23 protein-coding genes and 1 tRNA gene are annotated in these 22,017 nt (G+C 63.9%); 9 read left to right on the top strand and 15 right to left on the bottom strand.

Translation table 11 applies throughout. From position 1 onward, the window contains the following. Positions 1–215: 215 nt before the first annotated feature. From R2823_09470 to R2823_09425, 10 genes are all read right to left on the bottom strand, one after another. Positions 216–701, bottom strand: coding sequence for a PIN domain-containing protein (locus R2823_09470; GenBank protein MEZ5176417.1), 486 nt, complete (start codon positions 699–701; stop codon positions 216–218). Then, positions 702–953, bottom strand: a complete 252-nt coding sequence (locus R2823_09465; protein MEZ5176416.1) for a hypothetical protein — start codon at positions 951–953, stop codon at positions 702–704. Positions 954–1,268: 315 nt separating this feature from the next. Beyond that, positions 1,269–1,345, bottom strand: a tRNA-Ala gene (locus tag R2823_09460). 328 nt (positions 1,346–1,673) lie between these two features. Next, positions 1,674–3,218 carry an FAD-dependent oxidoreductase gene (locus R2823_09455; GenBank protein ID MEZ5176415.1) on the bottom strand — a complete coding sequence of 515 codons (1,545 nt, stop codon included), beginning with the start codon at positions 3,216–3,218 and terminating at the stop codon, positions 1,674–1,676. A 374-nt stretch (positions 3,219–3,592) separates the two neighbouring features. Further along, positions 3,593–4,108 (bottom strand): hypothetical protein, encoded by a 516-nt coding sequence (locus R2823_09450; GenBank protein ID MEZ5176414.1) that lies wholly within the window; start codon positions 4,106–4,108, stop codon positions 3,593–3,595. A 207-nt stretch (positions 4,109–4,315) separates the two neighbouring features. Then, entirely contained in the window at positions 4,316–4,786 is a 471-nt protein-coding gene (locus R2823_09445) for a hypothetical protein (GenBank protein MEZ5176413.1), read from the bottom strand. A gap of 146 nt (positions 4,787–4,932) precedes the next feature. Further along, the gene (locus tag R2823_09440) at positions 4,933–5,418 is read right to left on the bottom strand and encodes a MogA/MoaB family molybdenum cofactor biosynthesis protein (protein MEZ5176412.1); all 486 of its coding nucleotides are present in this window, start codon (positions 5,416–5,418) and stop codon (positions 4,933–4,935) included. Next, positions 5,411–5,881: a cyclic pyranopterin monophosphate synthase MoaC gene (moaC, locus tag R2823_09435; protein ID MEZ5176411.1), complete on the bottom strand. Its 471-nt coding sequence runs from the start codon at positions 5,879–5,881 to the stop codon at positions 5,411–5,413. Before moaC ends, R2823_09440 begins: the two co-directional genes overlap by 8 nt. Next, a complete protein-coding gene (locus R2823_09430) occupies positions 5,874–7,100 on the bottom strand; it encodes a molybdopterin molybdotransferase MoeA (protein MEZ5176410.1) in 1,227 nt (408 codons plus the stop codon). Before R2823_09430 ends, moaC begins: the two co-directional genes overlap by 8 nt. Next, positions 7,097–7,675, bottom strand: a complete 579-nt coding sequence (locus R2823_09425) for a glycerol-3-phosphate acyltransferase (protein MEZ5176409.1) — start codon at positions 7,673–7,675, stop codon at positions 7,097–7,099. Before R2823_09425 ends, R2823_09430 begins: the two co-directional genes overlap by 4 nt. A 75-nt stretch (positions 7,676–7,750) precedes the next feature. Here R2823_09425 and R2823_09420 point away from each other — a divergent pair, with 75 nt between their 5' ends. The 7 genes from R2823_09420 to R2823_09390 all read left to right on the top strand — a co-directional run bounded on the left by R2823_09420 (position 7,751) and on the right by R2823_09390 (position 15,468). Continuing rightward, positions 7,751–8,266: an SAF domain-containing protein gene (locus R2823_09420; GenBank protein MEZ5176408.1), complete on the top strand. Its 516-nt coding sequence runs from the start codon at positions 7,751–7,753 to the stop codon at positions 8,264–8,266. A 240-nt stretch (positions 8,267–8,506) separates the two neighbouring features. Then, complete coding sequence (locus R2823_09415; protein MEZ5176407.1) at positions 8,507–9,217, top strand: LuxR C-terminal-related transcriptional regulator; 711 nt, start codon at positions 8,507–8,509, stop codon at positions 9,215–9,217. Then, the gene (locus R2823_09410) at positions 9,214–10,419 is read left to right on the top strand and encodes a hypothetical protein (GenBank protein MEZ5176406.1); all 1,206 of its coding nucleotides are present in this window, start codon (positions 9,214–9,216) and stop codon (positions 10,417–10,419) included. The genes R2823_09415 and R2823_09410 overlap by 4 nt, the downstream gene beginning before the upstream one ends. Then, entirely contained in the window at positions 10,416–10,955 is a 540-nt protein-coding gene (locus R2823_09405) for a hypothetical protein (protein MEZ5176405.1), read from the top strand. Before R2823_09410 ends, R2823_09405 begins: the two co-directional genes overlap by 4 nt. A gap of 198 nt (positions 10,956–11,153) precedes the next feature. Further along, on the top strand, positions 11,154–12,398 hold the full coding sequence (locus R2823_09400) for a hypothetical protein (protein ID MEZ5176404.1): 1,245 nt from the start codon (positions 11,154–11,156) through the stop codon (positions 12,396–12,398). Positions 12,399–12,596: 198 nt separating this feature from the next. Next, entirely contained in the window at positions 12,597–13,856 is a 1,260-nt protein-coding gene (locus R2823_09395) for a hypothetical protein (protein MEZ5176403.1), read from the top strand. A gap of 16 nt (positions 13,857–13,872) precedes the next feature. Beyond that, complete coding sequence (locus R2823_09390; protein MEZ5176402.1) at positions 13,873–15,468, top strand: hypothetical protein; 1,596 nt, start codon at positions 13,873–13,875, stop codon at positions 15,466–15,468. Positions 15,469–15,546: 78 nt separating this feature from the next. Here the strand turns inward: R2823_09390 and R2823_09385 are convergent, their stop codons facing one another. Continuing rightward, a complete protein-coding gene (locus tag R2823_09385) occupies positions 15,547–16,305 on the bottom strand; it encodes an undecaprenyl-diphosphate phosphatase (GenBank protein ID MEZ5176401.1) in 759 nt (252 codons plus the stop codon). Positions 16,306–16,329: 24 nt separating this feature from the next. Then, positions 16,330–17,973, bottom strand: a complete 1,644-nt coding sequence (locus R2823_09380) for a thiamine pyrophosphate-binding protein (GenBank protein ID MEZ5176400.1) — start codon at positions 17,971–17,973, stop codon at positions 16,330–16,332. 72 nt (positions 17,974–18,045) lie between these two features. Here R2823_09380 and R2823_09375 point away from each other — a divergent pair, with 72 nt between their 5' ends. Continuing rightward, complete coding sequence (locus R2823_09375; GenBank protein ID MEZ5176399.1) at positions 18,046–18,453, top strand: pyridoxamine 5'-phosphate oxidase family protein; 408 nt, start codon at positions 18,046–18,048, stop codon at positions 18,451–18,453. A gap of 77 nt (positions 18,454–18,530) precedes the next feature. Next, on the top strand, positions 18,531–19,391 hold the full coding sequence (locus R2823_09370; GenBank protein MEZ5176398.1) for a 3-hydroxybutyryl-CoA dehydrogenase: 861 nt from the start codon (positions 18,531–18,533) through the stop codon (positions 19,389–19,391). 10 nt (positions 19,392–19,401) lie between these two features. On the opposite strand, the gene R2823_09365 is transcribed toward R2823_09370, so the two are convergent. The 3 genes from R2823_09365 to R2823_09355 form a co-directional block, all read right to left on the bottom strand. Continuing rightward, a complete protein-coding gene (locus R2823_09365; GenBank protein MEZ5176397.1) occupies positions 19,402–20,349 on the bottom strand; it encodes an HAD family hydrolase in 948 nt (315 codons plus the stop codon). A gap of 64 nt (positions 20,350–20,413) precedes the next feature. Continuing rightward, entirely contained in the window at positions 20,414–20,797 is a 384-nt protein-coding gene (locus R2823_09360; protein MEZ5176396.1) for a hypothetical protein, read from the bottom strand. Positions 20,798–20,996: 199 nt separating this feature from the next. After that, positions 20,997–22,016 carry an NYN domain-containing protein gene (locus R2823_09355; protein ID MEZ5176395.1) on the bottom strand — a complete coding sequence of 340 codons (1,020 nt, stop codon included), beginning with the start codon at positions 22,014–22,016 and terminating at the stop codon, positions 20,997–20,999. Position 22,017 lies beyond the last annotated feature (1 nt).

Genomic DNA, 22,017 nt, shown 5'->3' with positions numbered 1-22,017 from the left:
CTTATTGACGATGTATTCGGCTACCTGCGATTCTGCCTCCTCAGCGTACGATGAGGTTTCGATCTGGGCGGTGCTCTGCACGAGTTCGGGCAGCTACCGTGGATCGGGGTTCGCCGTGGCTGGTGGAGTGACGGGACCCGAACCCGTGGCTTCCCCGTTGCGAACGCGGCGCTCGAAGACCTTTGGACGACCATCAACCCCCAAACGGAGGTGAATCAGCGACGAGATGCATCGGTTCGCCTTGCGAAGTCCTCAGCGGTGATGATGGGAGTGCCACGCCAGGGGCTCATTGACAGAAGATCTGTATCGTCAGAGACAATGAGCATCGCGCCCGCTGATTCGGCGCATTCAAGGATTCGGTTGTCTTCGAAGTCCTTACAGTCAGTCACCGTGTTCGTGGGACTCACTTCACCGCCTCCGCTTGCGTAGGCAATGTCGACAATCACCGACACATACTCCGCCGCCCTATCGGCATCCCATCGGTACTTGTCCTGGAGTACTCGAATGACATTGACGAGGATGTGCTCTGACACATAGAGAGCGAACTCCCGAGCATCGTTGACGATTCCGACGGCGTTCGCCGCAAGATTCCCTCGCACAGGCGGCGGTGAGGGCCACGAGGCAAAGGACCCGCCCGTTTCTGTGACTGCCCCGATGAAGATGTTCACATCGAACACGACGGGGATTGACCTGCCGGGCATCTATCGGCGGCTCTTGAGAACCTCGCGGACGGCTTCGACTGCAGTGATTGGAGCATCGAGAGATGCTGCGCGTTCGGCGCCATAGGCCTGTAGCCGCTTGAGACGTTCCGCGCGCTCGATTCGCTCCATCTCGTCCATCGCAACGCGCAGAAACTGGGACCGGTTGCCCTGCCCAAAGATGCGGGTCAGACGCTCAAGGCGCTTCGAATCCGCCTCTGCTATCGAGAAACCGACGGTTCTTGTTCCCTTCATGCAATCCATTGTATCTCGATTGCAGATACGGTCAAGGGGCTATCGATCACTGTCCGCGCTCTGTCGGCAGCCTCCGATGTCCAGTTGCCTCGAGAAGCGAGAACCCGCCTCACGGGCATGTGCGGACAGGTTCTGGCTTCACCTGTAGGTGCGTCTTCACATGTGCTTGGAGCAGACGGGAATGGAAGCCGTGGCCCCAACATTGCGGACGAGGTGATCTGGAGCTCTGACCGCTCGTCAACCCCATCCCACGAGCCGAGACTGCGACGCACACGTGTGGAACAGAATCGGATTGCGCATCGACCGGTCGTCGTGTGGTGGAGGTGACGGGATTTGAACCCGTGGCTTCCACGTTGCGAACGTGGCGCTCTGCCGGACTGAGCTACACCCCCGAGAACTCTGGATGGTACCGCGGGTTGGGTCGCACAGTCGTCTGACGCCAGCCATTCGGGACTGCCTGCCGTACCCGGGCGGTCGGGTCGATGTGTGAGGTTGCTGGCAAAGCTCCGGCCGGTCCGGCGTCGGGGTCGGGAGTTTGGCCGTTGTGGGGCAAGCGCGGGCATAGGCCGAAAGGTGATTCCGACAGAGGCAGCGAAGGGCGGTCAGCTGCGCTCCCTGCAAGTGCAACAGCGCCGTCGATCGGCGCAACCGACAGAACGATCTCATCGTTTGCCGGCTCGACCTTGCTGTGGGTCGAAACGACTTCGGTGCGTGATATCTCTATCGGTCAACGAGCGCGGCAAGGGCTTGCTGGTCGCCGGTGGCGAGCGCCTGTTCAGCGCGGAGGCTGTCTCGGTCTCGATAGATGGAGGCGACCGCTGTCACCTGTCCCGCCTTCCGGTAGCCGACCAGGACATCCCGTTGATGGGGATCACCGTTGACCACCTCTTCATCCCAGTCGTCGAGGTGTCCGGTGACATTGATGGGGATGTCGTAGTGCTGACTCCAAAAGAACGGCGGCTGAGTGAAGGCAATGTCGTGGCCCAGCATGTTGCGAGCTGCGATCTGGCCCTGCCGCTCTGCCAGAACCCAGTGCTCGACTCGTACCGGTCTCCCGTCCGGTCCAGGGTAGCGAGCGACATCTCCAGCGGCCCAGATGTTCGCGTCACTCGTGCGGAGGTGGCTGTCGACGACGATGCCGTTGTCGACGGCGAGCCCTGCTGCTTCGGCCAGTCCGGTTCGCGGCGTGACCCCGATCCCCACCACCACGAGATCGGCGGGGAGCCTTGTGTCGTCGTCGAGTACCACGGAGTCCTCCTCGATCCCGGTGACGCCACGACCCAGGTGGAACTGGACGCCATGTTCCCGATGCAGTTCAACAACGAACCGGCCCAGGGTTTCCCCGATGAGGCGGGCGAGCGGGATCTCCTCCGGGGCCACCACCGCGACATCGATGTCTCGGTGGCGGAGCGAGGCTGCCACCTCGAGACCGATGAACCCGGCGCCGACCACCACCGCCTGTCTCACATTGTCGAGGGCAGCGATGATGGCCCTGCTGTCGTCGAGCGTTCGCAGATAGTGGACATGAACCAGGTCGGCGCCAGGAACAGGGAGGCGTCGGGGTTCGGCTCCGGTGGCGAGCAGGAGCGCACCATAGGACAGCTCTTCACCATCGTTGAGCCGGACGGTCCGCGTCTCGGAATCGATCGAATCGACTCGGCCGCCTATGACGAGGTCGATAGCTGCATCGGCGTAGAACTGCGACGAGCGCAGTGGCATCCACTCCTCGGGTGCGGTCCCGGCGAGATAGTCCTTGGACACATTGGGTCGGTCGACAGGTGGCTCTTGCCCAATCAGTGCGATCGGGCCCTTGTAGCCCTGCGCCCGGAGTTGCTCGGCAGCAGCAGCGCCAGCAGCGCCCGACCCGACGATCACCACGGACTCGGGAGGAGATGGCGGCGTGCGGTCTGGCGACATGACCTCTCTCGGTCCGGTGACGAAGATGCGGCCGTCACGCTCGGCGGTTTCGTAGGTGGCAATCGGATTGAGGGCCGGTGCGCCCACGGCCTCACCCGTGGAGACATCGAAGGCGGCGTGGTGCCACGGGCAACGGATCTCCCCGTCGATGCACAACCCGTCGCCGAGCGGTCCGCCATAGTGGGTGCACGACCCACCTATCGCGTGGACACCACCCTCCTTTGAGCCGACCATGACCACCGGCTTGCCGTCGAAATGCCCCGTTCTGAACACACCAGCGGCCACCTCGTCAACGGGGATCCCATCTACTCGGAGGTCTGGTCCGCTAAGCTTCTTGTCTCCTGCCATGCGTCGGTCCCTTCTCCTCGGATAGGTTCCGACCGCTCGGTCGCCACCCATCACACGGGCGATGTCTCAAACTGTATGGCAAGTACCTGGCAGTCAGGACCGTAACCACGCAGCGCACCGGACCCTCGAATGTCGCCTACGAGATCCTCCACCTGGGATTCACGGTGGTATCGATCCTGCTCGGGTTGGACGAGTTCTTCAACCCGATGACCGACGCAGGGGTCGTCGCCGGATGGCTCGGCCATCATCGTCACTCTCACGATCGCCCGCGGATTCTGGGACAGCGCCTTTCGACGGGCCCCTCCTCATACCACACGGTGGGCACGGTCCCCCGCCCAGAGCATCCGTGATGTGCCAGTCAGTGCTTGTGGGTATCAGCCACCCCATCTTCCCAAGGCGGTCACGGCCAGTTCGGCAGCGTCGTCGATGCGGGAGCTCTCCGTCGGGTCGATGAGGAGGAAGATGATCCCCAATTCGACAACTCGATCCCCGTCGGTGGTGAGGATGGCAGCGATCGACTCACCCGAGGGTGAAGTCACCGCCACCGTGTCGGCTCCCACCGACACCGGGATGACCTCCGTGGCATTGGGATAGGCATCGGCTGCCACGGCTGCCGCTCCCCCGGACCTCACCGCCGTAGCCACGACGATGTCAGCCACATTGGCGCCGGGCGGGATGAAGCCGCAGCCAAGGAATGAGTCCTCCCCGACTTCGAGATCGTAGCCGGCAAGCGTGGTTGCTTCCTCTTCGGTGATCAAGCTGCAGTTGTCCGGCAGATCGCCACCCGCTCCATCTGATGGGCCATCCCCTGTTGCGTCGTCGCTGCCGGAACACGCCGACATCGCCACGGACAGCACGATGATTCCGACCATCATCCGCGACCCTCTCATGGACCTACCTCCTTGGGATCCGAGAGTGAACCTTCTCGACCAAGTCTACGAACCGACCTGAAGGTGCGATAAACGGCGGCATAGCGACATCATCGGTGCCCTTCGAGTCTTACGGCGCGCTCACAACACGGCATCGTCGATGTCGCACGGACGATCGGCAAACCGAAACATCCCCTTGAACGCAGCAATACGAGTCCAGCGACGCGGCTACCCGGCGATGACTCGCACCGTGGCCGCTTCGTCGGTCACATAGGTGGACTGGAGCGGGACGGCCGCAAGGGGGCGATGCGGGGCGTCGGTGATCGGTGTCACGATCGTGCGCTGGAGCTCCCGTCGCTGCTTGATCGTGAGCAGCAAGGTGACATACACCGCGATCCCGATGTTGACCGCGATGTTCACATAGAGCCACGGCAGCGACCCCGTCCAAGTGGCGAACACCAGGGTCGCGACCGCTGCGACACCCATACCGATCAACACATGACGCCGACGAACCTGCGCGTGACGCCGAATGTAGACATCGGTGTCCGGCTGGGACTGGGCGACATTGGCGAGCATCGCCCTTGTGCGGGCGAAATCGCGGGTCGTCGCCTTGGGCGCTCGGCTGCGGTGGTCGAAGAACGATGGGAGCAGAAACGCAGCCCACAATCCTGCAACCAGAATGAACAGCACGATTGGCATCTGTTGCGTTTCCTCTTACTCCGCCAGCCCTGAAAGCGTAGGCAAGGTCGGTGATCATCCGAAGTATTTCGGGCTCCTACGGGCCCATGATGGTCGGGAGGCCCAACTATCGGCAACTCATTCGACCTCGGGAGGATACGGCATTGTCAGTCGTGGCGTCCGAATTCTCCCGTCGCGAGGTCGATGGCGTGCTCGAGCACACCGGCGATCACCTCGAGGCCTTCCGACACGGCCTTGGGCGAGCCGGGGAGATTGATCACGAGACATGCGCCCGCGAGTCCACTCACACCCCGCGACAGCATCCCGAACGGGACCTTTCCGAAGGTATCGGCGCGCAGGGCCTCAGAGACACCGGGCACGAGGCGGTCCACCACACGCAGAGTGCCTTCGGGTGTCAGGTCCGTCGGGGAGAGCCCGGTCCCGCCGGTGGTCACGATCAGATCACAGCGGCTGGCAAGGTCGCGAAGCGTGGTCTCGACCGATTCGACCCCGTCGGGGATCACCGACCGCTCGACGACATCGAATCCGAGGTCGGCGAGGCCCTCAGCGAGGATCGTGCCAGACCGGTCGTCCGTGGCGCCGGCAGCGGCCGAGTTCGAAACGGTCACCACACCGGCGCGCCGTTCAGTCACGGTGCCACTCGCCGGTCCGCCCGCCGGCCTTGTGCAGCAACCGGACCGAAACGATCTCAGCGGACCGGTCGATGCCCTTGACCATGTCGTACAGGGCAAGCGCACCGACGGCGGCCCCGGTCATTGCCTCCATCTCGACGCCGGTCCTACCCGCGACACGAACATCAACCGTCACCGTCGCACCCGACGCCGACCGTTCGACCGTGACATCCACCCCCGAGATTGCCAACGGATGGCACAGCGGAATCAGGTCCGGAGTCCGCTTCGTCGCCTGGATCGCCGCAATCCGTACGGTGGCGAGCGCATCGCCCTTCGGGAGGTCCCCGCCGAAGAGACGCTCGGCCGTGGAGTCCTCTATGGCCACATCAGCAACGGCAACCGCCCGGCGCTGCGTCTCGGCCTTCGCGCCGACATCGACCATCCTCACCGTCCCGTCATCGGCGAGATGGTTCATCTCATCCATCGAGCGCCCGATTCTCGTCCCATGTGAACATCTCCAACATCACCGGATCTCCCGCCGACAGCGTACCCACACCGACCGGGACGACCGCGAACGCGTCAGCGGACGCGAGGGCCGACAGCACATTGGAACCCTGACCGCCCGAGCGGACCGCAACGAATGACCCGCCCCGATCCGTCGCGAGCATCACCCGGACGAAGACCTCCTTGTCCGGTGCGGTCTCGATGTCCTCACCCATCACCGCTTCGATGCGCGGCCGGAGCAGGGCCGTGGCGCCCATCATGTGCAACAACGCTGGGCGCAGGAACTGCTCATACGCCACGAAGGTCGACACGGGGTTGCCCGGAAGGCCGAACAGCGGGACACCGTTCACCGACCCGAACGCGAACGGCTTCGCCGGCTGCATAGCGACCCTCCAGAAGTCAACGGACCCCATGTCGCCGAGGACCTGCTTGACATAGTCGTAGTCCCCCATCGACACACCACCGGTCGACACGATCACATCGGCCGTGTCGGCGGCACGCCGGTACATGTCGGCAAGGGCGCCCGGATCGTCGCCGACGATGCCGAGATCCACCGCCTCGACACCGAGCGAACGGAGGACCGACAGCAGCAGGACACGGTTCGTGTCGCGGATCTTGCCGGGACCGAGATCGGACGCGTCCGGTTCGACGATCTCGTCACCGGTTGACAGTACCGCAACCACCGGCATCGTCGATACCCGTGGTGCGATCCCTGCACTTGCAAGCGCTGCGGCGTGCCGGGCCGTGAGCCGAACACCAGCGTCGACCACCACATCCCCTTGCGACACATCGCCCCCAGCTGGTCGCACATTGGCGCCACGGTCTGCGGCCGTCAGCACCGTCACGGCACCGTCGCGGTCGATACGCGTGTCCTCGACCTTGACGACCGCATCGGCCCCGTCCGGCATCGGCGCACCCGTCATGATCCGCGTCGCCGTCCCTACTCCGACGGCAACCGTCGGAACCGAACCTGCCGGGACATCCTCATTGATCGTGAGGCTGACCGGGCAGCGGGCAACATCGTCTGCCCTCACGGCAAACCCGTCCATCGCCGAATTCGCGAACGGTGGAACGGACTCGTTGGCGACGCAGGGTTCCGAGGTGACCCTGCCCTTGGACACCAGTGCGGCGACCATCTCGGTTGGGAGGCGGCGCATGGCGCCAAGCACATCGGCGCGGGCATCCTCGAGTGGCCTCATGGGCGCACCTGTTGTTCGGTGGCGCTCATCAGCCGCCTGATGTTGGGGATGTGGCGTATCACGATGAACGCTGCCGTTGCACCGGACCAGGTGATCGCCACACCCGAACGGCCCGACAACGCGACCAAGGGAACAAGGAGCCCCATCACGACGAGAGACCCGATCGAGGCGGTCCTCCAGATGGCGAGCGCTGCGAACCACACGACGCCGAGTACCGCGCCGATCCACGGGGCAAGGTAGGCGACTCCCCCGATCGCGGTCGCAACGCTCTTGCCGCCGTTGAAGCCGTGCCACAGCGGGAAGGAGTGTCCGACGACGGCCGCGAACAGCGTGACCCACCCGAAGTCTCCGCCGATCCAGACAGCGCCGAGCCCCGCGGCCACCGCGCCTTTGATGCCGTCCCCGACGAGGACGACCACCGCCGACTTCGTCCCGAGGGTGCGGAGGACATTGGATGTTCCCGGATTGCCCGATCCGACGGCCCGAATGTCGATGCCCTGCATCGACGCGACGATGATGCCGAAGCTGATGCTCCCAACGAGGTACGAGACAACGATCGCAGCGGCTTGTTCCACCAGCCAAGTGTAGGAACCGTCGGTGGTCCGATCGGACCCCTTCCCCCGGTGGATGTGGCGCGATACGGTCGGGTTGTGCTCGTCCTGTCGCGTCCCCCGTACCTGCGTTGGCTTGCCGCCGTCGCGCTGCTCGCGGGAGCATTCGCGTGGGATCTGTCCAAAGGCGCAGCCGAACCTGCACCGTTCGCTGCGACGACGATCGAGCGAGGGACCGTCATCGAGGCGTCGATGATCGAGTGGCGCCAGGTACCCGTCGGCCTCCTCCCCGCGGTCGAGCTCACCGGCGTGGCCGCGACCCGGATCGACCGCGGCGAACCCATTGTGGCGAGCGCCCTCTCGACAGCGGCAAGCATCCCCATCGGCTGGTGGACGGTTCCGATGGATGTCCCTCCGGCGGCGACACCGGGTGCCTCGGTGCGGATCGTCCTTGCTGACGGGTTCGGGGTCGTCGGCCGGGTCGTCGAGGCATCCCGCGATGACCCCTTCGGGATGCGAGAACCCGGACTCGTCGCGGTCCCCCACGAGGCTGCCGACATGGTCGCGTTGGCTGCGGCCTCCAACCAGGTTGTTCTGTTGTTCGGACAGCAATGATCTGCCACTAGCCAAGAATGGGTCGATCGACCCATGCACGCGGCGACCACTGTGCGTAGTACTTGGGGTGTACGGCGAAGGGCTGAACCGTACGCGCCTTGGGTATAGGCAAGGACGATGTCGCTGGCATCGACCGAACAGGAGGGCATTTGTGCCGGAGCCTCATCCGCCATTCATTGGCGATTTAAGCGGCCATGCGGACACGCACGAGGCCCCAAGATCCCGCCGCGCGGATACTCGATGACTGATGGCCCCGTTCGCGATCAGGCAGCGCTCCAGGCGTTGCTGTCGGTGATCTCCGACGGCGTCATGGTGACCGACCTCGACGGCGTCAGGCTGTACAGCAACCCTGCGCTGGATCACCTGGTTGGCTCCGATGCCTGCGCGCCTCGTCGTTCGTCGGACCCGCCCACCTTTGTCCCTCCCAACAAGCGCGACGAATACCTCGGCATTCTCGACAAGATGCAACAGGGGCGCCTCCGCCACGGATCCCTGTCTTTCGACTTCGACATCGTCGACGGCGAGGGTGAGGCCATCCGGGTCCCCGTGGATCTCGTCCCGGCCACGCGAGGGGGCGACACCATCGCCGCGGTTCTGTGGGTGTTTCACGCCCACGACAATGATGGTCTTGGGCGTGCGCGCCAACTCGAGAAGGCGATCAAGTCCATCGCTGCCGAGGTCGAGACCCTCGGCTACCTGTCGAACGAACCGCAGGCCCGGCACCTGCCGGGACTCGACGACCTCTCCCAGCGCGAGTCCGAAGTACTCGCGCTTCTCCTCGCGGGGCACCGCGTGACGACGATGGCAACGGAACTGTGCGTGTCCAAGCACACGGTCCGGAACCACCTCAAGGCCATCTTCAAGAAGCTGAAGGTGCACTCCCAAGCCGAGCTCATCCAACTGGCGAAAGGGACAGGGAACACCGCACGGACAAACCGCGGGCAGTCGTGACGCGGGCCGTCCTCGTGAGCATCGCCATCGCGACGATCGTCGCCGTTTCGCTCGCTGCTTCCGCGGCCCTCGCGGACGGCGTGGGTGCAGCCCCCGAATCCCTCGACTTCACCCTGACCCGAGACGGATCAGACACCAGGACGCTCACCCTCATCTCTGACCCCGAAACCGCGACCTCTGTCCACCTCGCGGTGACGGGGCAAGCAGCCCCGTGGATCACGCTCACGGGTCCCGAGTCGAACGATCCCGTCGAGGTCGTGACGGCAGATGCAAACGGCCGAGCGGCGATCGAAGTTGCCGTCACCCCCCCCGCCGATGTCAACAACGGTGTCTATGTCGCCGAGATCAGGGTCTTCACGACGGACTCGCCGATCCAGGCAGCCGTGATCGTCCCTGTTGGCATCGAGATCGTCGGAGACGCAGCCATCTCGGGCGCTCTCGAGGTCGCCGCCGTACCCGAAACCGTCGCGGAAGGCAGCGACCTGCCCGTTGCGGTGACCGTCCGCAACACCGGCACCGTCCGGGTCCGCCCGACCCTCGAACTCAGCCTGACGCAAGGCACGGAAACTCTCGCGACATCGCGAACAGAATTCGACGAACTCGCACCGGGTCGTGTGGGCGACTTCGTGGCGGTCGTCGAACAACCAGCCGCCGTCGGGGAAACAGTCGGCCTGCATCTGGTGCTGCGGTTCGACCAGGTCGAGGTGGCACGAGGCACCGTTTCCGTCGAAGTGGTCGCGGCAGGGGGCCGATCGCAAGCAATCATCCCCGGAACGATCGAACTGATCGACCGAGCCGATCCGGGAGGCGTTGCCCGCCTCGTCGCCACCTTCTCCAATGCTGGGACGGGCCCGGTCGATGCCCGGTTCGTTGGCTCGGTGTCAAGAGACGGGGAGGTCGCCGGACCGGTCGAGTCGATTCATGTCACGGCACGGCCGGGTGTCACCGACGCGGTCGACCTCTTCGTCCCGATCGAAGCCGAAGGTGCCTACTCGATCGAGGGACAGTGGGTGAGTGGCGGCGATCCATCAGGCGATCCGATCATCTACGAATGGAGCGTTGGCGGTGGCAGGGCCCTGGTGCCGATCGCGATCGCCGCAATCGGGGTCGGGCTCGTCCTCGCGGTCCTGAGTCTTCGCACGGCGGGTCGGAAGCCAAGCGTTGAACCGATCAACGACGAAATCGGGGTCAAAGCCCGATGAGGACTACGACATGGAACCGCGTCGCAGCGATTTCCATCATTGCGCTTGCCGTCGCCGCGTGTAGCAACGGATCGACCACCACCACCGAACCTCGGCAGGGACCTGACGGTGGACCCCTCGCCGACTACATGAACAGCTTTGATGCCTCGCACCTCGGGGGCGTCGAGCTTCGGCGAGACATCGTCACGGACCGGTTGCGGGTCCGCTCGGATACCGAGGAGCGTTTCGTCGCGGCCGTGAATGAGGACTCGTCCCAGGCGATTGCCAGCGCCACCTTCGCGGTCCTCGATGACGATGCGGTGATCTACCTCGGGTATCTCTACTGCCTGGCCAGAGACGCCGCCGAGCCAATCGACAGATCGGTCGCCGCGGTGGTCGATGTCACCACGCGTACCGCTGGCCGCAATCCGACAAGTCCGGACGATTCGGACTTCATCGCTGCGGTCACGATCGTCAATCACGCCTCCGGGAGTCTGTGCCCTGAGCGGTTCGTCGACACCAATGCCTTCCTCAAGGACCTGACCGGCAGCCAGTAGCCAACCACCGGTCAGTTCACTGACCAGAACCGGCCATTTTGGCCCTCGACCCCCAAATCGGACACCCGCGTCGCGTACGGTCAGTCACAGTGAGACCGCTGTTCGCGCGGAGCAACAGGGGTGATTCGGCTGGTATCGGAAAGGGGAACGCCGGTCAGGATCGACGAGGGCAAGTCTGTCAGGGAGGTTAGGAAGACAATGAAGAAGAAATGGAGTGCGAGGTTCGGCGTCTTCGCCGTCTTCGCGATGCTCGCCACGATGCTCGTCGTGGTACCCGCGGCGGCTGATCCCGTCGACACCGGAGCAGACATCGGAGGCGACGGTCTCAATCCTGAGATCGTCTGTAAGTGGGAATTGCCGGACCGTGACGGCAACTGGAACAACGGCATGCAGTACTCGGATGACGATGCTCCCAACAACGACGCCGGATTCCCATGTCACGGTGAAGACCCGAACATGCAATACGAGCAAGGCTGGGAAGTCATCCAGGTCAAGGCGAATGCCGAAGACGAGCCCACCGAGCAGTGGATCGAGCTGTGGTCAGCCGTTCGCGGTAGCACCAGTGTTTCGGCAGTCGACTCGGTGTTCTGGAAGATCTACCACCCGGACGAGTCCCTCAAGATCCAGGTGCATGGCGAGCACAGCGACCGGTCTCCCCAGGAGCTGGGAGCATCGTTCAACCAGGGAACGGGTGAGTGGAATGTGAGCCAGGGGAGCATGTGGTACGCCGCATCGAACCAGACGGGTCAGATTCACCCCACCACGATCTCGAGCCAGCAGGGCATCATCGCTCGCGCCGTGCAAAATGACCTGTGGCTGTACGAGGGAGCCTTCGGACTCTCAAAGCATCAGCCGTGCGGTCTGTACAGGGTCGACAACTACGCGACCTACCTCGGCTTCACAACGATGACGACCAACAACATCAATGTGTTGTGCTTCGTCCAACTCGAAGCCGACTTCGACTCGGTGAACTGGGAGTCAGTCACCCCCGGCAGCACTGACTGGGTCTACGGCGACCTCATCTTCGATGAGGGCGGACAGAGCCCGTGGCCGACGGTCAAGAACACCGGTTCGGGTGCCATGACGCTCGGTATCGAGTTCACCCCCATGTATTGGGAGGACGAGGTAGAGCCGACGACGAAGAAGATCACCGAGTTCGACGGGGCATTCGGGATCAACCCCGACTTCCTCGAATACCGGGATCCGATCGTCGCAGGCCAAGAAGCCCACTTCGGGCGGGAGTACTACCAAGTGCTCTGCGCCAACGAGGTCGGCAAGCTCGACCTGTCGATCCATCCACCGGTCGGCCTGCCAGGCGGTCACTACAGCGGTGACCTGTTCCTGTACGGGCACCACACACCGAACGGTGAGGAGTACCGGAGCCCATGCTTGAATGAGCACGGAATCTGGGATCCCCCACATGTTCGGTTCAGCCAAAGCTGACCGTTAGCAACCGGTAGCGAGATTGAGGTGGGTCGCCGCACCAGGCGACCCACCTCAATCTCAATCTCAACCGACCGCGAAGGCGTCGGAGCAGGATCAAGCCCCGATGTCGACTGGCCCATCCGGGTCGCGTAGGGTTGTCGAAGACGGTTGGCGAGATCGGTTGATGGATAGATCGAACGACGAGAGGGGACTTGGGTGAAACGCCTTGGATTGGTCGGATTGGTGACCGCTCTGCTTGCCGTTGCCATGGCGCCAGCGTTGGCCGCCGGTGTTTCGGCACTGCCGGGCGTGATAAACATCGATAACGCACTGCGTGGGTCGACCGTGTTCAGAACGGTCACCTTCTACAACGACACCGGCGTAGCGGCACCTTTCGAACTCGATTTCGAAGGCGAAGCAGGAGCATGGATGACCGCCGTCGACCCCGAGGACCGGGCCACGGAGATCTCCGAAGTCCTCGACGAAGACGGGACCGGCGCAGCTGTCGGCATCCGAATCGACATACCGGAGTCCACGGAGAACCGCGCCTATCAGGGCGTCTTGCGGGCAAGGCTCGCACCTCCCGACACGGAAGACGGGCTCTCCGTCGGGCTCGGCCTGAAGATCCCGTTCACGATCGATGTGACGGGAGACCAGATCATCGCTGCCACGCTACACGGAGTGTCGCTTCGCGACACCGAAGTCGGCGTACCGGCGCGCGTCCATGCAGTGATCGAGAACGAAGGCAACACCCAGGTCATACCCGAGTTCACGCTGGTCATCTCCAAAGACGGTTCCCCCATCTCGACGACAACGACCGCCAGTGTCCCGTCCTTGCCCGGTGAAGAGGCCACCTTCGAAATCCGTTGGGACACCTCGAACGCCGAGCCCGGGGCCTACACCGCAAGCCTGTCGACGAACTTCTCCGGAATCGATCTGGGAACTGAGGAACTCGAATTCACGGTTCATCCCGCCGGCAGCCTCGACCAGGTGCTGGCCTTCGTCTCGCTGGAGCCTTCCGGCGAAGCACACGCCGGTGGGCTCGCCGGTTTCGCCGCGACGATCCAGAATCCTGGCCAGGTCGATGTACTCGGCACGGTGGTCGGCGAACTGACCCAAGACGGTGTCACGGTGAGCACCTACGAAAGCCAGCAGTTCCTTGTCCAGCCTGACGCGGCACTCCCCCTCCCCATCAACATCGAAATCCCACAAGAAGGAGACTACGAGTTCACCGCCCTTGTCCGCTACGGCGATACCGAAACCGACTCGCTCACCGTCGCGTTCACCGCGGTTGCCGCACCTGGAGTCGCCGACGACTCGTCTGGCTCACCGCTCGGCATGATCGCCTTCGGGATCGCCGTCTTGGCACTGTTGGGTCTCGGTGGTTGGTTCGCGATCCGAAAACGAAATGGGAACGGTGCCACGGCGGCAACCGATCCGGACAAGGAGTCGGTCACCGTCGGACCAAGGGAGTAGGTCGGAGGAAGGGAACATGTCAACGCCCACACGAACGCCACACCATGGCAGGGCACCTGTACGCACAAGCCTGATCATCGCGATCTGCGTGGTCGCGTCCCTTGCCTCGGTACCGGCCGATGCACAGACATCGACGACCTCAACGACCCAACCGACAACAACCACCTCGCCGACCACGACCAGTGTCCCTCCAACGACCACCGCAACCACATCCACGACCTCAACGACGATCCCGCCCGGGCCAGGGACCGACGACCTCGTCCTGTGCGCATGGCAGTTACCCGACATGGATCTCGCCGTCACCGGCATCCAATACACGGATGCATCGGGCCACGGCGATGACGACCCGGGCATCGACGCGGGCGCTCCGTGCGCCGGAACACAACCACTTCAGCACGACGCCGCGGTTGGAGCCCAAGTCATCGCCAACCCGGGCGATGCCCCGAGCAAACGCACCGTGGCACTGTGGAGCGCGGTGGCCGTCCCGGACGGTGCCGGAACGAACCTCGATGTCTATGTCGATGTGTTCTATCCAGACGGCAACTTCAAGACCCGGCTCGAAGCCGATACCTCCATCTCGTGCGCAAGCCTCGGAGGGTTCACGGACGGAACACCGCCCACACCGGGCACCGTGATGGGTGCAGCCCTCGAAACAGGACAGCTCGACACGACCGCGATCGCCGCCTTGGTGCATCGCTGCAACGAACAAGCCGGCGCATTTGCCTTCGCCCAGATGTCGCTGTCGGTCAACGAACCGTGCGGGAACTACCGAACCGAGACCATTGCCATGACGCATGACACCACCGCCACCACCACCGGACTCCTTGAGGTGCACTGCGTACAGTTCGTCGCCATCGACACCAGTCAGATCCACTGGGGAGAGATCGACCCCGGTCAAGAAGGGACCGTTGCCGGTGACTGGAGCATGCAAACCTCCAATGTGCTCACGGTCCAGAGCCTCGGATCGGGTGGTGCGACGATCGGGATCCAGTTTGCACCGATGACGACGGAAGGCGATGAGATCTCCCAGATCACCGACTTCGCAGCAGCGTTCGCAAGGCTCGGAACCACGATGGCCGCATTTCCGGACATCCAAGCCGGGGAGGACGCCTGGTTCTCCAATGGGCCTGACGATGTGCTGTGTACCAACGATCTCGCCCGGGTCGATGTCACGGCACGACCAGGCCAGTCGGTGACGCCGGGGCCTTACACCGGAACGCTCACCATCCTGTCGAGTGACAGTGCCGCATCGCCGTGCAACAACGACGCAGGCATCTTCGGAGGTCCGTGGTTTGTGAACGGATCCATCGTTGACAACCAGCGAACACCACAAGCCGTCGTGTCGGCGCCACCGCTCCCCGATCCACCACCGCCACCAACCACGACCACCAGCACGACGACGACCACCACCACAACGACCACCACCGTGCCGCCCACCACCACGACCACGACCACCACCGTGCCGCCCACCACCACGACCACGACCACCACCACAACGACGACCACCACCACGACCACCACGACGACGGTGCCGCCCACCACCACGGTGCCACCCACCACCACAACAAGCACGACGACCACAACAACGACGGTGCCCCCGGATCCACTCTGAGGTCGCGGCGCTCCCGCCGTTCACGCCTCAAGGCCCGCCGACGGGGCATCCCCGGGCTCGTGGCCCCGGTCTGGTGCCTCAGAGCAACAGACCCGCGACCGTCCCCGCGACAACGCAGTACACCCCGAACGGGGCAAGCCCGATGCGGCTGAGAAGACGAATGAGGAACGCGATGGCGGCGTACCCCGATACGGCTGCCACACCAACCCCGACCCACACCGACGCATCCACCGACGCATCCGAGCCAGCGAACTCGAAGAACTCGAGAAGGCCTGCCCCGGCGATCGCAGGGATCCCGAGGAGGAACGCAAAGCGTGCCGCTTCGATGCGCCCCATGCCCCGCACAAGCCCAGACGAGATCGTCATCCCCGACCGGGAGATCCCCGGAATCAGCGCAAGCGCCTGCGAGATCCCGATGAGGAGGCTGTCGAGAGGCCGAATCGTCTCCGTTGTGCGATCGCCGAGCCGCAAGAGCCCGGTCCCGAGAAGGACAACACCGGTGACGACGAGCATCACCGCGACCTTCGCAGGTTGATCGATCAGGCTCTCGATGCGGTCCTCGAAAGCCAGCCCGAGCACGACGGCAGGGATCGAGCCGAGCACGATCAGGGTGATCAACCGCCTCGCGGGACGATCGAAACGGGCCATGTTCGCGATGTCGGTTCGGTAGTACACAACGACCGCGGCAAGGGTTCCGAGGTGCAGCATCGCGGTCGTCGCGAGGTCAGGTCCGGGCCGGTCAAACACCGCAGGGATGAGCACGAGGTGACCACTCGATGAGATCGGAAGGAACTCCGTGAGGCCCTGAATGAGCCCCCAAACGACGGCGTCAAGCATGGGGGGAATCGTACCGGTCGGCCATCACATGCCGTAGGCAGACGAAAGGCGGATCTGATCGGCGATCTTGACATTGACAAGCGCCGGCACACCCGACGCTTCAGCCCGTTCGAGTGCAGGGAGGATCTCGGCCGGTTTGTCGACGAGCTCTCCGTACCCCCCGAGCCCTTCGACCATCTTCTCGTATGGGCGGAACCCGATCTCGGACAGAAAGGCACTGTCGGGATGCGCGACACGGTGCAGCGTCCGGATGTTGTTCCAGGCACCGTCGTTGCCGACCACCCCCACCACCGGCATGCCGTGGCGGATGAGGGTATCGAACTCCATGCCGTTGAAACCGAACGATCCGTCCCCGTAGACAATCCCGACCCTGGTATCGGGTTCGACGGCCTTGGCCGCAATCGCAAACGGGGCGCCGACGCCCAGGCACCCGAACGGTCCCGGATCGAGGAGGCCACCCGGGCGACTCGTCCGAAGCCACTTGGCCGTGGTCGAGACAATGTCGCCACCGTCGGCCGCAACGATGGAATCGTCTCCGAAAAACTCCGCGACATCGCGCGCGAACCGTTCCGGGTGGATCGGGTCCGCGTCGGATGCCGCGGCCTCCTCGGCTGCTGCCTGCTTCACCTGCTCGGCGGCGAGGATCTCATCAGTCCATGCACGCTGGCCCGCGTGCCCGAGGCGACCGAGATTCGCAGCGAGCTGAGCGACGGCCGTGCCAGGATCGGCGACGACACCGACCGTCGCGTCGCGGTTCCATCCGACCTTCGACGGATCCTGATCGATGTGGACGATCGCCGCGTCAGGATTGATCTTCTTGCCGAACCCTGTCCGGAAGTCCCAGTCAACGCCGAGCGACAGGACGACATCGGCCTGACGCAGCGCCTCCGAGCGTGCGCGGTTGCCGAGATACGGGTGGTCGAACGGTAGCGAGCCGCGTGCGAGGCTGTTGGTGAACACGGGTGCCCCGAACCCGGTGGCGAACGCGTCGAATGCCTCGAGGAAGTCCGGTTGCTGCGTCCAGCGAAGACCGGTCCCGCCAAACACGACGGGCTTTGCGGCGCCGGCGAGGAGTTCGATCACCTCGCCGAGGGTGTCATCGTCGAGCCCCGCTGGCCGGTTCGCCCTCGACGAAGACGGCCACACGATCGCCGTTTCCTCGACGGTGTCGGCGGTGACATCCCATGGGATGTCGATGAACACGGGACCGCCACGGTTCGTGAAGGCATGGCGTGCCCCCGTTGCGATGTATTCGGCCAGACGAGAGGTCGTCCATGCCGTTGCCGACCAGCGTGTGATCGAGTCGAAGAGCCTCGGATGGTCCATCTCTTGAAGGCCGCCCTTGAGATCCTCCCTCGTCAGGTGTCGGCCCCCGATAAGGATCATCGGCGTATTGGCGAAGAAGGCGTTGGCGACACCGGTCAGCGCGTCGGTGACGCCCGGCCCCGCAGTCACGAGCGCGACCCCGAGCTTGCCGGTGAGGCGCGCGTAGGCGTCGGCAGCGTGGGCTGCCGCCTGTTCGTGCCGGACATCGACGACCTGCATACCCTCCGACACGCAGCCATCCATCAGCGGCATGATGTGGCCGCCGGTCAGGGTGAAGACGGCCTCGACCCCTTCCGCCTTGAGTGCCTTGGCAACGACCTGGCCGCCCGTGATCTTCGCCATTGCTCCCCCGATCTGTGGATATGCCGGACACCGTCGAGGGTACCAACGGTGCGGTGCTGTACCCTGAGACCTATGTTGAACAGCAAACCCCATGCACAAGAACGGCTGCGCTCTGACACCGTCGCGTGGCTCACCACGGTGAGCGGCAACGGTGTGCCGTCAACCGCGCCGGTGTGGTACATGGTTGACGGAGACGACTCCATCATCATCTACAGCAGGAACCCTTCCATCCGGGTCCGCAACATCGAGGCCAATCCGCATGTGACGCTCGCGCTGAACTCGGATCCGCACGGTGCCGACATCGTCGTCGTGAACGGAACCGCACGGATCGACCCTTCGATTCCCTCAGCTGATGTCAACGAGGCGTACCTGGAGCGGTACCAGAACCGTCTCGACTTCCACCAGTGGACCCCGACCTGGTTCGCGCAGAACTATCCCACACCGATCCGGATGACGATCACCTCGATCCGCAGCCGATAGCCGCCTTGGTGCTCCATCGGAGCCGACGGCTCGTGGATGGGGTGCGGCTCTCAATAGACTCGGCGGAAACCGAAGGAGTGGCAGTGGACATCGCACGGGTCGGAGTGGTTGGTGGCGGGCAGATGGGTAGCGGCATCGCCGAGGTCTGCGCCAAAGCCGGCGTTGATGTGACCGTCGTCGAGGTGAGTGACGACCTCGTGGAACGGTCGAGGGCCGGGATCACGAAGAGCTTGGACAAGGCTCTCGAACGAGGAAAGCTCGATGAAGGTGCCCGGAACGAGGCGCTGGGCAGGCTGGCCTTCAGCACCGATGTTTCGGCGCTGTCGGACCGTGATCTGGTGATCGAGGCAGTGGTAGAAGATCTCGGCGTCAAGACGGACCTCTTCGAACGCCTCGACGCGGTCGTCGCGTCCGACACGGCAATCCTCGCGACGAACACATCGTCGATTCCGGTGACGCAGATCGCCGTTGCGACCAACCGACCGCACGCGGTGGTCGGGATGCACTTCTTCAACCCGGCAACCGTCATGCCACTCGTCGAGGTCGTCTCAACCGTGGTGACCGACGAGGCCTGTGCGGATCGGGCAGCCGAATTCGCGGCGGGCACCCTCAACAAGACAGTGGTCCGCGCCAAGGACCGCGCCGGGTTCATCGTCAACAAACTCCTGTGCCCCTACATCCTCGAGGCGGTGCGCATGTACGAGGAGGGCTTTGCGTCCCGCGAGGACATCGATGCCGCGATGGTTGGGGGTGCCGGCTACCCCATGGGGCCGTTGACCCTGTCGGACCTGATCGGCAACGACACGATGCTCGCCGTATCGGAGTCGTTCATGGCCGAGTACCAAGACCCCCGCTACGCAGCACCACCACTCCTCCGTCGCATGGTCGAAGCCGGCCACCTCGGCCGCAAATCCGGCCAAGGCTTCTACACCTACTAGCCGTTGGCGGTCAGTGGCCCGGTGGGTTGGGGATGCGGGAATAGGCCTGCTTACGGGCTTCAACGATTTCGTAGCCGATCTGCTCGAGGGTGTCCATCAGCCAGAGATACGCCGGTTTCCCGGGTCGATAGTCGGCCTCGGCCATGCCCTGAATGCGGCCCTGTTCCTGAAGGCTCTTGACCTTGGCATGGTTGTTTCGCGGCTCGAGCGTATACACACCCAAGGTCCGACCCCCAGCCGTATTCAGAATCGAGAACACCGGCACATCGGATGGACCGTCTGCGATGTAGATCATGTTCTTCATCGGAACTCGACGCTGATCCTCCGACATCCGGGCGTTCACATCGATGTCGGGGTTCCGGTTGATGCCCTTGTTGATCTCGAACACCGCCCGAGTTTTCGAAGTGTTCCCGATCGTGTAGGCGATCTGTGTGATCGGCGATGACGGTGCCGGAACACCCAACCGCTCGAGGTATCCCGGCTTGGCCGCCTCCTCGATGAAGGTCGTGGCCCAGATTCCGTCGACCTTGTCGCCGAACACGCTCCCTTCGATCATCTTGCGGAGCCCGGTCGACACGATGTAGTGCTCGACCGTGATGCCCTGATCGACAAACTCAGGAATCTCCGCAACACGATCACGCGACGCCGTCATGAAGTCGGGCATCCCGGGCACCGACACGAGTTTCCCACCCAGTTCGAACAGCTTGTCGTTGCTGAGGTCCGCGAACACGCCCTCTCGCACATAGGTCAGAAGGTGGGTGAGATATGCGAGATCGTTCTGGATGATGATGCCGCTTCGAGCGTAGAACTCGGCGAGACCCTCAACCTCGTCCCAGAACTCGGCGGCGTCAACGCCGTACGCCTCGAATATGGGCTCTTGCATGTTGGATGGGATCAGCGTGCGGTCGAAGTCCCAGATGAACGCGATGACCGTTTGCGTGTACAGCGGCGCAGGCATGACGAGAGCCTATCGCGATCGGGTCACCGATCGAGGGCGAGCAGCACGCTGTCGCCCAAGAGGGCTAGGGCCGTTCGAAGCCTGCGAACCGGACGGCGTCGTCGTCGAGCCACCAGCCCTGAAGGGTCACCGGTGTCCCCCGCAGGTCCGTGTGGGTATCGCCAAGACGCGAAAGGTGTACCAGGACATTCACCTGCCAGGAGCGTTCGTGCAGAAACCATGCAACATCGGTCAGGGTGTCAGGAGACGCATCGTCGTCGAGCACGATCTCGACAGTACGAGACTCGGCAGCGACAATCGCGCGGACGGCGCCTACCGAACCAGCCCGCTCAGTGAGCTCCGCGAGCGCCATCTCCGTAGCATCGTCGAGCTGCGCCCGATACACATCGAGCACCGCTTCCGTAACGACATCGACGCTCGTGCTCGCTTCCTGTACGGCTACTGCCATGTCGGACCTCCACCGCGAATGACATCATTGTAATTCACATGTCAGCGATTTGCCACCCCCGCCTGGCTGAGCTCGAGGGCGAACCTCGCCAGATCCTCGTTCGGGACCGCCCAGCACCCGTGGCACCCACCGAGACACTTCCACCGCGACCCATGGGTCACCATGCAACGAAAAGGTCACCTGGAACCCAGGGTACGCGTTAACGCGGGGGGTTGACGCTCACCGCGTAGGCGCCCGATTCGGCGTCGAAGTCGAGGTTCACGACACCCTTGGCCTTGGCGGCGCGCACGAACTGGAGGAAGCCCGAGTAGCCGTATGCCTTCTCCGAGAAGCTCTCGTCGACCTTGCGCATCTCGTCTTTGAGGCCCGAGAGTGCAACCGGCTCACCACTGGCGAGTCCGTCCACGGTCTCGGCAAGTAGCGTGAACGCCTTGTCCTCCCCGCTCCCCTTCTCGGAAAACGACACCGTTGGATCGCCGTTGCTGTCCGAAACATCGAGTTCGACGACGCCTCGATCCGCGAGATTCCTCACCAACTCACCGAAGGTCCGGAATCCGTAGTCACCCTCCGCGAAGGTCGAGTCCTTGCGAAGCAGCGCCCGCTTGAGCAACGACGACCGCACCGAGCTGCCTTCGCTGCGCAGCAGGCCCCACAGCGTGCGCGACACGAGCCGATCGAGCGCAGCGAGGTCGGGGGCGGTTTGTGTTGCCCCGCCGGAGCCCTTGCGAATCACGCGGGCCTGGGGTACCTCGACACCGTCGAGGTTCTCGTAGAACAGGAACTCGTCACACGCCGGTGGCAGCAGCTTGGAGGTCGACGCCTTCAACCCAACGCCGATCACCGACTTGTTCAGCTCCCGCAGCTTGTGGACGAGTGGGCTGAAATCCGAATCCCCGGTGCACACGACGAAGGTGGTCACATAGTCGCGTTCGAACGCGAGCTCGATGGCGTCGACCGCGAGCTTGATGTCGGCGGCGTTCTTGCGCACGATGCCCCGGCGTTGCGGGATTTCGATCAGCTCGACATGGTTGTCGGTGAGCATGCGCCGATCGCTCTCGAAGCGCGACCAGTCGGCGTACGCTCGCCGCACAACCACCCTGCCGCGCTCCGCGAGCGCGTCGGTGATCGGGGCGAAGTCGAACACCATCTTGAGGTCGTCGCGGGCACCAATGGCAAGGTTCTCGTAGTCGATGAACAGTGCGATGCGGACATCTTCCATC

This window comes from Acidimicrobiia bacterium, assembly GCA_041393965.1.
GTDB lineage: Bacteria > Actinomycetota > Acidimicrobiia > Spongiisociales > UBA5794 > UBA5794.
Note: the sequence above shows the minus strand (reverse complement) of the source record. Positions and strands in the feature narration are given on the sequence as shown.

What these genes read in the sequence shown, in the direction of transcription:
- R2823_09470 (MEZ5176417.1), bottom strand. Translation starts at nt 701, where the DNA reads ATGCCCGGCAGGTCAATCCCCGTCGTGTTCGATGTGAACATCTTCATC.
- R2823_09465 (MEZ5176416.1), bottom strand. Translation starts at nt 953, where the DNA reads ATGAAGGGAACAAGAACCGTCGGTTTCTCGATAGCAGAGGCGGATTCG.
- R2823_09455 (MEZ5176415.1), bottom strand. Translation starts at nt 3,218, where the DNA reads ATGGCAGGAGACAAGAAGCTTAGCGGACCAGACCTCCGAGTAGATGGG.
- R2823_09450 (MEZ5176414.1), bottom strand. Translation starts at nt 4,108, where the DNA reads ATGAGAGGGTCGCGGATGATGGTCGGAATCATCGTGCTGTCCGTGGCG.
- R2823_09445 (MEZ5176413.1), bottom strand. Translation starts at nt 4,786, where the DNA reads ATGCCAATCGTGCTGTTCATTCTGGTTGCAGGATTGTGGGCTGCGTTT.
- moaC (MEZ5176411.1), bottom strand. Translation starts at nt 5,881, where the DNA reads ATGGATGAGATGAACCATCTCGCCGATGACGGGACGGTGAGGATGGTC.
- R2823_09430 (MEZ5176410.1), bottom strand. Translation starts at nt 7,100, where the DNA reads ATGAGGCCACTCGAGGATGCCCGCGCCGATGTGCTTGGCGCCATGCGC.
- R2823_09415 (MEZ5176407.1), top strand. Translation starts at nt 8,507, where the DNA reads ATGACTGATGGCCCCGTTCGCGATCAGGCAGCGCTCCAGGCGTTGCTG.
- R2823_09405 (MEZ5176405.1), top strand. Translation starts at nt 10,416, where the DNA reads ATGAGGACTACGACATGGAACCGCGTCGCAGCGATTTCCATCATTGCG.
- R2823_09400 (MEZ5176404.1), top strand. Translation starts at nt 11,154, where the DNA reads ATGAAGAAGAAATGGAGTGCGAGGTTCGGCGTCTTCGCCGTCTTCGCG.
- R2823_09390 (MEZ5176402.1), top strand. Translation starts at nt 13,873, where the DNA reads ATGTCAACGCCCACACGAACGCCACACCATGGCAGGGCACCTGTACGC.
- R2823_09385 (MEZ5176401.1), bottom strand. Translation starts at nt 16,305, where the DNA reads ATGCTTGACGCCGTCGTTTGGGGGCTCATTCAGGGCCTCACGGAGTTC.
- R2823_09380 (MEZ5176400.1), bottom strand. Translation starts at nt 17,973, where the DNA reads ATGGCGAAGATCACGGGCGGCCAGGTCGTTGCCAAGGCACTCAAGGCG.
- R2823_09375 (MEZ5176399.1), top strand. Translation starts at nt 18,046, where the DNA reads ATGTTGAACAGCAAACCCCATGCACAAGAACGGCTGCGCTCTGACACC.
- R2823_09365 (MEZ5176397.1), bottom strand. Translation starts at nt 20,349, where the DNA reads ATGCCTGCGCCGCTGTACACGCAAACGGTCATCGCGTTCATCTGGGAC.
- R2823_09360 (MEZ5176396.1), bottom strand. Translation starts at nt 20,797, where the DNA reads ATGGCAGTAGCCGTACAGGAAGCGAGCACGAGCGTCGATGTCGTTACG.
- R2823_09355 (MEZ5176395.1), bottom strand. Translation starts at nt 22,016, where the DNA reads ATGGAAGATGTCCGCATCGCACTGTTCATCGACTACGAGAACCTTGCC.